Source organism: Alphaproteobacteria bacterium (assembly GCA_016124955.1).
Lineage (GTDB): Bacteria > Pseudomonadota > Alphaproteobacteria > UBA9219 > RFNS01 > RI-461.
In genome coordinates this window covers 272031-285337 of sequence record WGMR01000007.1, presented here as the reverse complement: position 1 = coordinate 285337, position 13307 = coordinate 272031, and the positions used below count along the sequence as shown (strand labels likewise).

General features: G+C 60.3%; 14 protein-coding genes. 13 read left to right on the top strand and 1 reads right to left on the bottom strand.

Annotated features, from left to right (window positions below; genetic code table 11):
* Nucleotides 1-24: 24 nt before the first annotated feature.
* From ruvC to tolB, 8 genes are all read left to right on the top strand, one after another.
* Nucleotides 25-555 carry a crossover junction endodeoxyribonuclease RuvC gene (gene ruvC / locus GC131_07250; GenBank protein ID MBI1273863.1) on the top strand — a complete coding sequence of 177 codons (531 nt, stop codon included), beginning with the start codon at nt 25-27 and terminating at the stop codon, nt 553-555.
* Nucleotides 552-1187 (top strand): Holliday junction branch migration protein RuvA, encoded by a 636-nt coding sequence (ruvA, locus tag GC131_07245; protein ID MBI1273862.1) that lies wholly within the window; start codon nt 552-554, stop codon nt 1185-1187. The genes ruvC and ruvA overlap by 4 nt, the downstream gene beginning before the upstream one ends.
* A complete protein-coding gene (gene ruvB, locus GC131_07240) occupies nt 1184-2260 on the top strand; it encodes a Holliday junction branch migration DNA helicase RuvB (protein ID MBI1273861.1) in 1077 nt (358 codons plus the stop codon). The genes ruvA and ruvB overlap by 4 nt, the downstream gene beginning before the upstream one ends.
* On the top strand, nt 2253-2675 hold the full coding sequence (ybgC, locus tag GC131_07235; GenBank protein ID MBI1273860.1) for a tol-pal system-associated acyl-CoA thioesterase: 423 nt from the start codon (nt 2253-2255) through the stop codon (nt 2673-2675). The genes ruvB and ybgC overlap by 8 nt, the downstream gene beginning before the upstream one ends.
* 46 nt (nt 2676-2721) lie before the next feature.
* Nucleotides 2722-3471: a protein TolQ gene (gene tolQ / locus GC131_07230; GenBank protein ID MBI1273859.1), complete on the top strand. Its 750-nt coding sequence runs from the start codon at nt 2722-2724 to the stop codon at nt 3469-3471.
* A gap of 122 nt (nt 3472-3593) precedes the next feature.
* Nucleotides 3594-4085 carry a protein TolR gene (locus tag GC131_07225; protein ID MBI1273858.1) on the top strand — a complete coding sequence of 164 codons (492 nt, stop codon included), beginning with the start codon at nt 3594-3596 and terminating at the stop codon, nt 4083-4085.
* 24 nt (nt 4086-4109) lie between these two features.
* On the top strand, nt 4110-4913 hold the full coding sequence (locus GC131_07220; protein MBI1273857.1) for a hypothetical protein: 804 nt from the start codon (nt 4110-4112) through the stop codon (nt 4911-4913).
* A 125-nt stretch (nt 4914-5038) separates the two neighbouring features.
* On the top strand, nt 5039-6379 hold the full coding sequence (gene tolB, locus GC131_07215; GenBank protein ID MBI1273856.1) for a Tol-Pal system protein TolB: 1341 nt from the start codon (nt 5039-5041) through the stop codon (nt 6377-6379).
* Here tolB and GC131_07210 read toward each other — a convergent pair.
* The gene (locus GC131_07210; protein ID MBI1273855.1) at nt 6376-8118 is read right to left on the bottom strand and encodes a glycosyltransferase; all 1743 of its coding nucleotides are present in this window, start codon (nt 8116-8118) and stop codon (nt 6376-6378) included. The two genes, tolB and GC131_07210, sit on opposite strands and share 4 nt — an antisense overlap.
* Nucleotides 8119-8493: 375 nt before the next feature.
* On the opposite strand from GC131_07210, the gene pal reads away from it, so the two are divergent.
* From pal to tilS, 5 genes are all read left to right on the top strand, one after another.
* Nucleotides 8494-8970 (top strand): peptidoglycan-associated lipoprotein Pal, encoded by a 477-nt coding sequence (gene pal / locus GC131_07205; protein MBI1273854.1) that lies wholly within the window; start codon nt 8494-8496, stop codon nt 8968-8970.
* A gap of 172 nt (nt 8971-9142) precedes the next feature.
* On the top strand, nt 9143-9577 hold the full coding sequence (locus tag GC131_07200) for a hypothetical protein (GenBank protein ID MBI1273853.1): 435 nt from the start codon (nt 9143-9145) through the stop codon (nt 9575-9577).
* Nucleotides 9474-10496 carry a tol-pal system protein YbgF gene (gene ybgF / locus GC131_07195; GenBank protein MBI1273852.1) on the top strand — a complete coding sequence of 341 codons (1023 nt, stop codon included), beginning with the start codon at nt 9474-9476 and terminating at the stop codon, nt 10494-10496. Before GC131_07200 ends, ybgF begins: the two co-directional genes overlap by 104 nt.
* 29 nt (nt 10497-10525) lie before the next feature.
* Nucleotides 10526-11815, top strand: a complete 1290-nt coding sequence (locus GC131_07190) for a hypothetical protein (protein MBI1273851.1) — start codon at nt 10526-10528, stop codon at nt 11813-11815.
* Nucleotides 11816-11887: 72 nt separating this feature from the next.
* Nucleotides 11888-13183: a tRNA lysidine(34) synthetase TilS gene (gene tilS / locus GC131_07185; GenBank protein ID MBI1273850.1), complete on the top strand. Its 1296-nt coding sequence runs from the start codon at nt 11888-11890 to the stop codon at nt 13181-13183.
* Nucleotides 13184-13307: the final 124 nt, after the last annotated feature.

Here is a 13307-nt window from a genome sequence, read left to right as displayed (position 1 = left end):
GGGGCAAGGGAAGCCGCAGCCGCCATGACCGCACCCGCCGCCTCACCTGTTACAATTCTTGGCATCGATCCCGGCTTGCGTCATACCGGATGGGGCATCATTGCGGTTTCAGGCAATCATCTTTCCTTTATCGCGGGCGGCTGCATCAGCCCGCGCGAAAGCGCGCCGGTGGCCGAACGCCTTGCCGCCATCGCGGACGCGCTCGATGCCGTTATCGCCGCCCATGGGCCGGACGAAGCGGCGGTCGAGCAAACCTTCGTCAACAACAACGCCGCCAGCGCGCTGAAGCTCGGTCAGGCCCGCGGCATCGCCCTGCTATGCCCGGCGCGCGCGGGCGTGCATGTGCACGAATATGCCGCCAACCTGATCAAAAAATCGGTCACCGGCTATGGCCATGCCGATAAAAGCCAGATCGAAGTGATGATCAAGCTGCTTTTGCCGGGCGCGGGGGTTGAAACATCGGACGCGGCCGATGCGCTCGCCATCGCCATTTGCCACGCGCATCATCGCACGGCCACGAACCTGATCGCCCGCGTGGCGGGGGCCGGGCGATGATCGGCAAGCTCACGGGAAAGCTGGAAAACGTCTCGGGCGCGCAGGCGCTTATCGACGTGCAGGGTGTCGGCTATGTCGTCGCCTGTTCGGCGCGCACGCTGCGCGCGTTGCGGCCCGGCGAAGCGCAGGTCGCGCTGCTGGTCGAGACCATCGTGCGCGAAGACGCCATCAGCCTTTACGGCTTCATCGACGGCACGGAGCGCGACTGGTTCCGCCTGCTCACCACCGTGCAAGGCGTGGGGGCGCGGGTAGCGCTGGGTATCCTCGGTACGCTTTCGCCCGACCAACTAACGCTCGCGATCACGGCACAAGACAAATCGGCACTGACCAAGGCCGAAGGCGTCGGCCCCAAACTGGCGGCGCGGCTGGTGACCGAATTGAAGGATAAAGTGGGCACGCTTGCGGGCGGCGGCGCTGTCCGGCTCGCGGCCGCGGGCGGCGATGCGGGCGACACGAACCAAACGGACGCGCAGCGCGATACCGTCTCGGCGCTGCTCAATCTCGGCTACAAACGGGCCGAAGCGTTCGCAGCCGCAGCCGCCGCGCGCGCAAAGCTTGGCGCCAACGCACCGCTTGATGCGCTGATTCGCGCAAGCCTCGGCGAGCTGGCCGGCAAGGAACACGCGGCATGAGCGGGGCAAAAACAAAAATCGCGCCGGACCGCATCGTCGCGCCCGCGCAAAGCGAGGCGGAAGCGGAAAGCGTCGCGCTGCGCCCGCAAACGCTGCAGGATTTTATTGGCCAGGAAGCGCTGCGCCGCAACCTTGATGTGTTTATCGGCGCCGCGCGGCAGCGCGAAGCGGCGCTCGATCACGTTTTGTTTTACGGGCCGCCGGGGCTTGGCAAGACCACGCTGGCGCAAATTGTCGCGCGCGAACTGGGCGTGAGTTTTCGCGCCACGTCCGGCCCGGTAATTGCGCGGGCGGGGGATCTCGCGGCCCTGCTCACCAACCTGCAACCGCGCGACGTGTTGTTCATCGACGAAATTCACCGCCTCAGCCCGGCGGTCGAGGAAATTCTTTATCCGGCGATGGAGGATTTCCAGCTCGATCTCATGATCGGCGAAGGCCCGGCGGCGCGCAGCGTGCGGATCGATCTGCCGCCCTTCACGCTGATCGGCGCGACCACGCGTTCGGGCCTTATCACCCGGCCGCTGCGCGAACGTTTCGGCATTCCGCTGCGGCTGCAATTCTATACGCCGCAGGAACTTGAAATTATCGTCTGCCGCGCCGCAAAATTGCTTGAACTGAACCTGACGGCGGACGGCGCAGCCGAAATTGCAACCCGGGCGCGCGGCACGCCGCGCGTGGCCGGGCGGCTTTTGCGCCGGGTGCGGGATTTCGCGCAAATGAGCAAACAAAAAAGCGTGGACGCCAAGGCGGCCGATGCCGCGCTTACCGCGCTTGAAGTTGACCGCGCGGGCATGGATGCGTTCGACCGCCGTTATCTTGGCTTGATCGCCGAAAATTACGGCGGCGGCCCCGTTGGCGTGGAAACGCTGGCGGCCGCACTGGCCGAGCAGCGCGATATGCTTGAGGAAGTGATCGAACCCTTCCTGATCCAGCAGGGCATGCTGCAACGCACGCCGCGCGGCAGGATGCTGACCGAAGGCGGCTGGCGCTGCCTTGGCCGGAAGCCGCCCGCCGGGGCGCTCGAGCAATTGGCGCTTGGCATGCAGGCAGATGGCGATGACAGCGATGGCTGATCCCGGCGCCGCACTGTCTATACGCGTTTATTACGAAGACACCGATGCGGGTGAAATAGTCTATTATGCCAATTACTTACGCTTCCTTGAGCGCGGCCGGACCGAATGGTTGCGGCATCTTGGCCACGACCATCGCGATCTGCGCCATAATTTCGGCCTGGTTTTTGCGGTTAAACGCTGTGAACTGGAATTCGTGGCGCCTGCCCGGCTGGACGACCTGCTCACGGTCCGCACCGCCGCAACGGGGATAGGCGCAGCGACGCTGGACATGCGGCAAACGATAAGCCATGAAGAGCGCTTGCTGGTCGAAGCCACGGTCAGGCTGGTCAGCCTCGACCCGGCGGGCAAGGTCCGGAAACTGCCCGACGCATTGCGCGCGACGCTCGCGGCGCAGGCGGCGGAAGGCGCATCGTAATCAAGGCAAAACGTCACCAAGGAAGCCAGCGAAGGAAACAGGGAACATGGAAGCACAGCCCGTCGAACAGGTCGATCAACTGGAACTCGCCGGGTCGGTCGCGCAGACCGATCTTTCGATCTCAGGTCTTTTCATGCACGCCGATACCGTGGGCAAGGCCGTCATCCTCGGCCTGCTTGTGGTTTCGGTCGTCACATGGGCCGTCATTTTCGACAAGGCGTACAAGCTGCGCCGTCTCAACCGCAAGGCGGTCTATTTCGAAGACAGGTTCTGGTCCGGCATCGCGCTCGATCAGCTGTACGACAAGATCGGCAAACGCCCGGGCGACCCGATGCAGGCCGTGTTCGTTTCCGGCATGAAGGAATGGCGCGCCGCGACCGAAAAGGGCCTTCTGGCAACCGCCGCCGCCCGCAACAGCCTGCAAGCGCGCATCGATCGCGTGATGCAGGTCGTGATCGGGCGCGAAATGGCGCGCGTGGAAACATGGATGACCTTCCTCGCTTCGGTCGGGTCGGTCGCGCCCTTCGTCGGGCTGTTCGGCACGGTCTGGGGCATCATGCGCAGCTTCGTCGGCATCGCCGCCGCGCAAAACACCTCGCTCGCCGTGGTCGCGCCCGGCATCGCCGAAGCCTTGCTGGCAACCGCGATCGGCCTCGTCGCCGCCATCCCGGCCACAGCGGCCTACAACAAGTTCGCGACCGAGCTGGGGCGCTATAACGAACGGCTCGAAAACTTCGCGTCCGATTTTGCCTCGCTGCTTTCCCGTAACCTTGAAGAGCAAAGGCTGGCCAGTTAGCCCATGTGTGTCATTACAAAACAATCCACGAGCGAAGCGAGAAAGCGCGCTGAGCGCCCGCACCACGATTGGCGCGGTCCAAGCGGGCGTCATGCCCGCACCCGGCGCCTGAGGGGACAATAGTGGGCAGCAACATCCAGCTTTCCTCCCACGGGCGCGGATCGCGGCGGCGCAGCTGGCGGCGCAACCCTGAAATTAACGTCACGCCGCTGGTTGACGTGATGCTGGTGCTGCTGATCGTCTTCATGGTCACCGCGCCCCTGCTCACCGTTTCCGTACCGGTCGATCTGCCGAAAACGCAAGGCAAGTCGGTCGCGCAGGACAAAGAGCCGCTGATCATCACGATCGATACCAAGGGCAACATTTATTTGCAGGAAACACCGGTCGAACTGGAAACGCTTGTCATGCGCTTGCGCGGCGTTTCCGGGGTCAACCCGGATGCGCGCATCTTCGTGCGCGGCGATAAAAATCTTTCCTATGGCCGTATCATGGAAGTCATGGGCACGGTCACGTCTGCGGGCTACAGCAAGGTCGCGCTGGTGGCCGATCTGCCGCGTGCGCGGCCGGCGGGCGTCAGCAAGGCCGGCCGGACCCCGCTGAACAAGGCCAAGTAACAGCGGGGACGGGCCTTCACAGCCATGCGCAATTCTCTCACCCTGTCAGCGCTGCTCCACGTCGTCATTCTGTTGATCGTACTGGTGGGCTTGCCGCGCTTTATGGATCCGCTGCCGCCACCGCCCATGATCATCCCGGTCGAGATCGCGACCGTGGGCGAGATGACCAACACCCGCATCCGCGAGAAGGAGGAGGAGAAACCGCCCCAGCCGCAGCAGGAAAAGAAGGAGGCAAAGCCCACGCCGCCGCCCGAAAACAAGAAGCCGCCGGAAGAGATCAAGAAAAAGGATATCGAGGCCGAAGCGCTGCCCGAAGAAAAACCGGACGCTGAAATCAAAAAGAAAGACAAGCCCAAGGAAAAGAAGAAAGAGGAAAAGCCGCCCGAAGACAAATTGACGAGCGTGCTCAAGAACCTCGCCAAGCTAAAACAGGAAACGCCGCCGGATAAAACCGAAAAGCCGGACAAAAAGCTGGACGAGCTGATCGCGCAGGTAAGCAACGCACCGGCGTTGGCCGACAGGCTTATGATATCGGAAGAAGATGCCCTGCGCCGACAGATATCGCGCTGCTGGAACATGCCCGTCGGCGCGCGCGAGGCGGAAAAGCTGGTGGTCGAGGTGCTGATCGAGGTTAATCAGGACCGCACCGTCCGTACGGTCGAGATCGTCGATCGCAGCCGCCTGTCAGACCCCTATTTCCGGTCGGCGGCCGAAGCGGCGGTGCGGGCACTGCGCAACCCGCAATGCAGCCCGCTCGAGCTGCCGCCGGACAAATACAACCAGTGGCGGGTCATACGCTTCAATTTCGATCCGCGGGACATGCTTTAAACACCCCGGAAGGGACCGCAAAAGTCTGCCCAGATTGACCCGGCGCGGCTTTCATATTACGTCAAACTACCGCCATGTTTCAGGCTATGCTATGGCATGAGCGCCCACCCTATGCGAGGTTCCCGATGCCCCTTCCCGCCCGCTTCCCCGCCCTTCGCTTCCTTGGCACCCTGTTCGCCATCATCCTGCTGGCGGTTCCGGCACGGGCCGAATTGCGGGTCGATATCACGCGCGGCGTTGTCGAACCCATTCCGATCGCGATCCCGCTCTTTGTCGGCACCAATGCACAGGCGCAGCAGGTCGGGCGCGATATTTCGCAGGTCATCAGCAACAACCTTGTGCGCTCCGGGCTCTTTACCGCGCTAGATCCCCGCACTTTCATCCAGGATAGCGCCTCGCTGCAGGTCCAGCCGCGCTTTCCCGATTGGCGCGTGCTGAACGCGCAGGCGCTGGTGGTCGGCAAGGTCGATCCGCAGCCCGATGGCCGCTTGCGGGTTGAATTCCGCTTGTGGGACGTGTTCGCCGAACAGCAGATGACAGGCCTCGCTTACTTCACGGTGCCGGGCAACTGGCGCCGTATCGCGCATATCATCAGCGACGCGATCTATAAGCGCATTACCGGGGAAGACGGCTATTTTGATACGCGCATCGTCTATGTTTCAGAGACCGGCCCGGGCAACAACCGCGTGAAGCGGCTTGCGATCATGGATCAGGACGGCGAGAATCACCGCTTCCTGACCGACGGGCGCGCGCTGGTGCTGACCCCGCGCTTCAACCCGACCGCGCAGGAAATCACATATATGGCTTTCTATAACAACAAACCGCGCGTCTATCTGTTCAACATCGATACCGGGCGGCAGGAAATGCTCGGTAATTTCCCGAAAATGACCTTCGCGCCGCGCTTTTCGCCCGACGGCAACCGCGTGGTCTTTTCGCTTTCCAATGAAGGCAATTCGGATATCTACACGATGGATCTGCGCACACGCCGCACCGCACGCGTCACCAGCCACCCTTCGATCAACACTTCGCCTTCCTATTCCCCGGACGGGCGGCAAATCACGTTCGAAAGCGACCGCAGCGGTTCGCAGCAGATTTATGTGATGACCGCAAACGGCGGCAACCCGCAGCGTATATCGTTCGGCAATGGCCGCTACAGTACGCCCGTATGGTCGCCGCGCGGCGATCTGATCGCCTTCACGAAACAGGCAAGCGGGCAGTTTTATGTCGGCGTCATGCGTCCCGACGGTTCGGGCGAACGGCTGCTCGCTGAAGCGTTCCACGTCGAAGGCCCGACATGGGCGCCGAACGGCCGCGTGCTGATGTATTTCAAGGAACGTCCTTCGGGCAACGGCGGGCGCGTGAAAATATCGCGCATGTATTCGATCGATCTGACCGGCTACAACGAGCGGGAAATCCCCACCCCGCTCGATGCGTCCGATCCGGCCTGGTCGCCGCTGATCCCCTAGGTCAGGCGCAAGTGCCTGTTGCGACGACGGCGCACCAAGTAGCTTCTGTTGTCTTGCACTATGCGGGGCAACGGCATTGCCCGGTGAACACCGAACGGATTTTCCGGGTCTATAGGGGCATTTTCCAACACCGCCGGATGAACGGCCCTGATGCGTTCAGACGGCCAATCAATCTGGAGCTTGCCGCCTCTGGCTTCTACGCGTGATCCGAAATCGGTGTTGTTGACGCGCTTTTTATGTTCAGCTACCGCACCGTCGTACTCTTCCTGTGTTAGCCAACCATTTTTCAGCGCACGATCAAAACACCGCATGATGAACGGAAAGGCTTCGCGGCGGCGCGCCGTCTGCGCCGCATTGGCGCGGACAAGCACCAACGGGTCCTGCACCGCGCCGAAACGGCTGCCGTTTTCCAGCATCCTTTGCCAGAGGTCGAAATCCTCGCACTGGTCGAAGCTCGTATCATAGCCGCCAAGCTTCTGCACGACATCGCGCCGGAAGGCTGTGGCCGGGTGATAGATGGAATGCAGGAAGCGGAAACGTTCGAAAACGCCTTCATGATATTCGGGCAGAATTGCATTACCGTGCGTGTGCGATGGGTCCTTATCGAAATACTGGATCGACGATGTCACAAGATCCAGCCGCTCGCCGCGCGCCTCGGCGCGCCTGATTGCATCCCATTGCGCGATAAAGCGGTTGGGAAGGCATATGTCGTCGGCATCCATGCGCGCGACCCACGGCTGTGTACAATGTTTAAGCCCTTCGTTCAGGGCCGCGGGAATACCACGGTTTGTATCCCAGCCTGTTTCCACAACCTTGAACGTGAACGGCAACATGCCTAGCCTTTGGGCTTCCTCGAAACGCCTGATCACCTCGCGCTGCCCATTCACTACAGGCCCATCAAGCACGAGCACAACTTCCTTGGGCGGCACATCCTGATGCAGGATGCTGAGCAATGACTGGTTTAGCTCGTCCGGGCTGCCGCCATTGTATGTGCACATAAGCACGGACATCGGCACCTGTTCCGGCGGCGACCCGGCATTGGCACCCAACAGAGTCCGTTCGTTCGCCAGCACGGCGGGCGCGATGCCGGCATGTTCGCGCAACAGCGTTACATTCGGCAAATGCAACTTGATCCAGTCCGCGGTTCTTCGCACCCATGCCAGCGGCGCATCAATGACATGCGCTCTTGCGCCGGGATCGGCTGCAAGATGTTCAACCTTCCTGCCGCGCAAACTTGCGCGCCTGACTGTGAAGGCTGAATGATGGCTGCACGCGCTAGGCGCGGGCGTACTGTGCTGTGGATCGTTGCTGAAAAAATGAACACGGCCTCTGATGATATCGGGTTTGAACCATGCGCCTTGAATGGCTTTGCGTTCGGTCTCCAGTCTTTCTGCGGCAGCAATATCGTCCGAATCGAGAAAGGCTATCCATTTCCTGCTCGCGTGCCGCGCGCCCATATCGCGCGCAACATCGGCGCCTTTGCTTGCCGGCCATTTCGGATCGACGATCTTCAGTTTAAAGGGAAGATTCTGGCGCGCGAAATGCGCAAGTTCGTCGCGTTGTTGCGGCGTGATGGGGCCGTCAACGGCAATCACGACCTCAGCGGGCGGCTCGGTTTGGTGCACGAGGCTTAGAATCGCCTGCCGCAGGCACCTCGCTTCTTCTGCCTGATCATTCAGAGTTGAGAATGCCCGCATGTGCACGGGTACAACTACGGAGAAATCTGATTTCACGGCCATGCGACCCTGCAAAATTGATTTTTTGTAATCTCGTTTTGTTTTTTCTTAAGTAAGTAAAATTACCTACAATTGGTATATTATTATCTTTTATAAGAAACAAAAATCATTTTTTTGGCGGCATCCATCGATCCAGGCTTAAGGTAAATGCATTGCGGTTTTTTTGTGTCTTTTCAGCATGTTAAGTTGCAAAACTGCAACATAGCCGCATCCGCTTGTTGTGACTCGGTTTTTTGGGCCTTCCTGCCGTGCGCGGCCCTTGATTCAATACCGGTGCAAGGCTAGTTTCGCAGCACCACCCCCCTTTGGGCTGGAATTTCGGGACAGTCGTCCTGGATCAGCTACGCCCAGAATTGCCAAGAGCTTGGAGGCTACACCATGTTTAAGAAAGTTCTTTGCCTGACGGCGGCTGTCATGCTGGTTGCAGCGTGCGAATCCGGTCCCGATGGTAGCGGTCTTGCCGGCGGCGCAGGTGCCGGCGGTGCCGCACGTCCCGGTACCCAGGAAGACCTGGTTGTTAATGTTGGCGACCGCGTGTTTTTCGCCGTTGACCGTTCCGACCTGACCAGCGAAGCCAAGGCGACACTCGGTCGTCAGGCAACCTGGCTGAAGAAGTACAGCAGCCTCAGCGTCACGATCGAAGGCCATTGCGACGAACGCGGCACGCGTGAGTACAACCTTGCGCTCGGTGAACGCCGCGCCTCGGCCGCCAAGAACTATCTGATCGCTGCAGGCGTCGATGCCAGCCGCGTTCAGACCATTTCTTACGGCAAGGAACGTCCGGCCGTGCTCGGCTCGAACGAAGCCTCGTGGGCACAGAATCGCCGTTCCGTCACGGTTGTCAGCAGCCGCTAACAGGCAGCTGATTTGATATCAAGGCCCGCAACCGCAAGGTTGCGGGCCTTTTCTTTTGCTTGTTTTGCAGGGTTTCCGGCATTAACCAACAAAAGTGGGTGCACGATTGTTTTGCTTTGTTTAAAAAAACAATGATTATTTTTTACGCAATAATTTTAAGGGTTCCCTCGTAATGTTCAGCAAGCTTTCGGGCGGCCTTGGCAAGGCTGGCTACATTTTCACCCAGTTCGGCCTCGCCGCCACCGTCATGCTTTCCGCCACGCTTATGCCGCCGCTGATCACCGCCGCACTTCTGGCTGGCTATATTGGCTGGGCCGCTTACGGCAGCTACAGATATTACCAAACAGAAAGACAGGAAGAAGGCCGAAGCCGCTTCGGCGCCGCGGCCCGCATCACCCTCATGCATGCCGCCACTTTTGCATTAATCGCCGCAACGGCACTTGGCGTCCTGCATATGGGCGCACTGGGCGGCATAGGCTTTCCCCTCATAAAAGGTTTTATGCATGCTTGCATGTATGGAAGCCTTGCGGCCATGCCGGCGCCGCTGCTTTACGGCGGCTATCATGCCCTCGCCAAAACCCCGGACGCGCCGCGCGGCTGGCAATAAAGACCGCCCATTGCATCGGTCGCAAGCGTGCCATAATGTTGTGGCACCTTGTTATCCCGCTCCCCGCAACGCCGCAGGCCTGAACATGCAGTCTTTTCGTCCCCTCACCCTTTCCGCACTCGCCCTCTGGCTCGTCGCCCTGCCGGCGCAGGCACAGAACAACGATGCTTATTCCCCTGCCACCGCCGCCGCGTCGGTTTTCGAAACGCGCATTTCCGACCTTGAAGCCCAGTTGCGCGCGATGACCGGAAAGGTCGAACAGCTGGAATTCGCAAACCGCCAGATGCGCCAGCAGCTTGAACGCCAGCAATCGGATTCCGAAATGCGCCTTAGCACGCTTGAAAAGCAGGCGAGCATCCGCGCCAACCTCGATGCCAGCGCAAGCGCGCAGGACGCCAGCGAAATTCTGGCCGGCAGCCCGCCGCCGCAAGCCGGCGCGTCCGCCATCAATCTCAACGGCCAGCGTCCGACCCAGAACAATCTTACGCAATCCTCGAACGACGGCACACCGCAAGAACAGTATGACAGGGCCTTCAGCCTTTTGCGGCAAGCGAATTACGACGACGCCGAAATCGCATTCAAGGCCTTCATCAGCAACAATTCCGAAGACAAGCTGGTCGATAACGCCAAATACTGGCTGGCCGAAACCTTTTACGTCCGCAGCAAATTTCAGGACGCCGCCGTCGCCTTCGCCGAAAGCTATCAGGCTGCGCCCACCGGCGTGAAGGCGCCGGACAGCCTGTTGAAGCTGGCAATGTCGCTTTCCGCGCTCAAGAACACCAAGGACGCCTGCACCACGCTGAACGAGCTTGGCACCAAATTCCCGAACGCTTCGGGCAGCGTCAAGAACCGCGCCGAACAGGAACGCCAGCGCCTGAAGTGCGGGCAGGCTTCTGTCGCAAAGAAAAAGAACGGCTAGCGCCGCAGCGCTTTTGCTGCACCTAATTTATGCAAAATACAGCGCACCCCGGCATCACAGGCAAGCAGGCTTTATTTTTCTTTCTGTGTTTTGCCGTCGCCCTGCTTTCTTTTCTGCGCGCACCGTTTAGCGAATTCATTACCCCGCTGGCGAGCCATCCATGGTTCATGACCTACGAACATGGTTTTCTCAGGCGCGGCCTTATCGGAACCATTGCCGCGGCATTGACTGATAGTTCCGTTTCGATGGGCGGCGTTGTCAGAAATGCCTGCGCTGTCTTTGACGGGCTGTTTATCGTGCTGGCGGCCGGAATGCTTGCATGGGCGCAAAGGATTCTGGATCGCACATCCTTCCTTCTGGCCGCAGGCTACATCCTTGTTACGCCGCTGCTGCCCTATCAGGCGCACCAGACCGGGTTCGTTGACGTTATTGTCCTCTGCATCACAACCCTTGCCTTCATCTGCCTGCTTCGCAAGCAGGCGGCGGCTTTTGTCGCGTTATTTGCGATAGGCATGCTTGTGCATGAAGTCATAGGCCTGATCCTGCTGCCGGTGGCCGCACTCTCAGCCTATAACGGCGGAAAATCCGCGCGAATGACGCTGGCAGCAACCTTGGTGATTTTTGCAGGTGTGATCCTTGCCGCCTCGCAGAACCCCATATCGCCGGCAATGATAGACGAAATGAAACAGACCGGCCGGCCGTCCGTCCTGATCAACGAAGAAATCTTTGGAGAAATGAAAACATATCTGGATACAAAGCGGCCGGGCGCCGACAACACGGCTTATATAAACACCATGATTTCACCCGACCATTACGATGCGGCCACCTCTTATCTCAATCAATCCTCTCTCACGAACCTGAAAATGAATTTATTATGGTGGCGGGAATATCCCTTGCGCGCGCTTGCCGGCGTGTTTTACCCCGCGTTTGCCATCCTGCCTTTGCTTTTATACTGGTGCTTCGCTTCGAATCTGACGGGGCAAAAACTTGTCATGGTCGTCGCAATGCTGGGATTTCCGTATGCAAGCCTGCTTCTGTCTTTCGATACATCGCGCATGATGTCGGTGGCGGGGTTTGCAAACTTCCTGTTCGTGATCGCTTTCACGCATCTGCGAACAGAGCCGCGGCCCGCGATCGCATTCGCGCCATTGGCCAAACCAATCGCGATCACGCTTTTTGCATTTTCATTCCTGCTGTATTGGGCTGCGCCGATTTTGTGGGTTTCTCCATCGCGCGTGGCATTCATCAACCTGTACTATCATGCGTTGATCCACAATCCGGTCACCAAACCCGCGCACGAGCTTGCGCAAAACATGTAACCGGGCCTGCTTGGGTTTGCGCGCGCCGCACCCTGCCTTGCTGCACATACGCGCCCATGTCATAATCGTTCCATGTTCAAAACGCTTAAACAGGAAGCCCCCCGAACCGCCCGGCCGCTCGATGCGGCCGAACTCGCGCTTATGCTGCCCGTACAACCCGGCAAGCGCATCGCTGTCGCGGTTTCCGGTGGGCCGGACAGCATGGCGCTTGCGCTGCTGCTACGCGATTGGGCACGGGCCTACGGCAGGCGCGTGACCGCGCTTATTGTCGATCATCGTCTGCGCCCCGAAAGCGCCGGGGAAGCGGCGCGCGTCGGCGCATGGCTTGGCGCGGCCGGGGTGGAAAATGAAATCCTTGTCTGGGAACATGGCGGCGTGACGCGCGCGATACAGGAAAACGCGCGCGTGGCGCGCTACCGCCTGCTGCTCGAAGCCTGCCACCGTCATGGCATTACCGACCTTCTGCTCGCGCACCATGCGGGCGATCAGGCCGAAACGCTTCTGATGCGCCTTGCAAAGGGCACGGGCATCGACGGGCTTGCTGGCATGCGCGCGGCAACGAAGCTTGGCGGCATCAATCTTCTGCGCCCCTTGCTCGATGTGCCGAAAGAACGGCTGATCGCGACTTGCGAAGCCCATGGGCAGGACTATGTGACCGACCCCGGCAACAACAGCGGGCGTTTCGCGCGCGGACGGCTGCGCGGCGCGATGCAGGCACTGGCCGCCGAAGGGCTGGATATAGACAGGCTGCGCGGCCTTGCCGCACGCGCCGCAAGCGCGAGCGATGCGCTTTCCCATTACACGCAGGAATTGCTTGCGCGCTGCGCTGCGGTCGATGCCGCAGGTTGCGCCACGCTCGATATCGCCGCGATGCGCACGGCACCGCTTGAAATCCAGCTTCGGGCGCTGTCTGCCATGCTGCAGCTTGTTGCGGGCAAGGACGGGTATGGCCCCAAGCACGAACCGTTGCTGGCGGCTTGGCGCGGGCTGCTTGCCGAAGACGAAGCGGCGCGCACGCTGCATGGCTGCGAACTGCACGCATGCAACGGCATGCTGACGATTTTGCGCGAACCCGCCGCGATCAACGACAGGCAGGGCATCAGCGGCGGCGAAACCATCGTATGGGATGGCCGCTTTACCGTGACGCTGCATGACAGCGAAGCGCCCGAAGGGCTTATCGTCGGGCCGCTCGGCACGCAGCCGCATGCACAGCTTGATGAAATCGCGCCCGGTTTGCGCAAGGCCGTTGCACGCGGCAAGGCGCGCGCGGCGCTGCCCGCGCTGTGGCGCGACGGCGATTTATGGGCGGTTCCTCTGCCGGGAAAGGAAGCAAAAAATATTTCCGTTTCGGCCTCCTTTGTCCGCTGACCCGCCAAGCAATTGAACTTGTTGTTTTTTCAGCAAAATTTATGCGCCCCGCTCATGCCGTTTTTACCGGTTTATCATTGTAGTTATGCAAATTTGCACTATCTTAAGAGAAGTAGGGCCATGC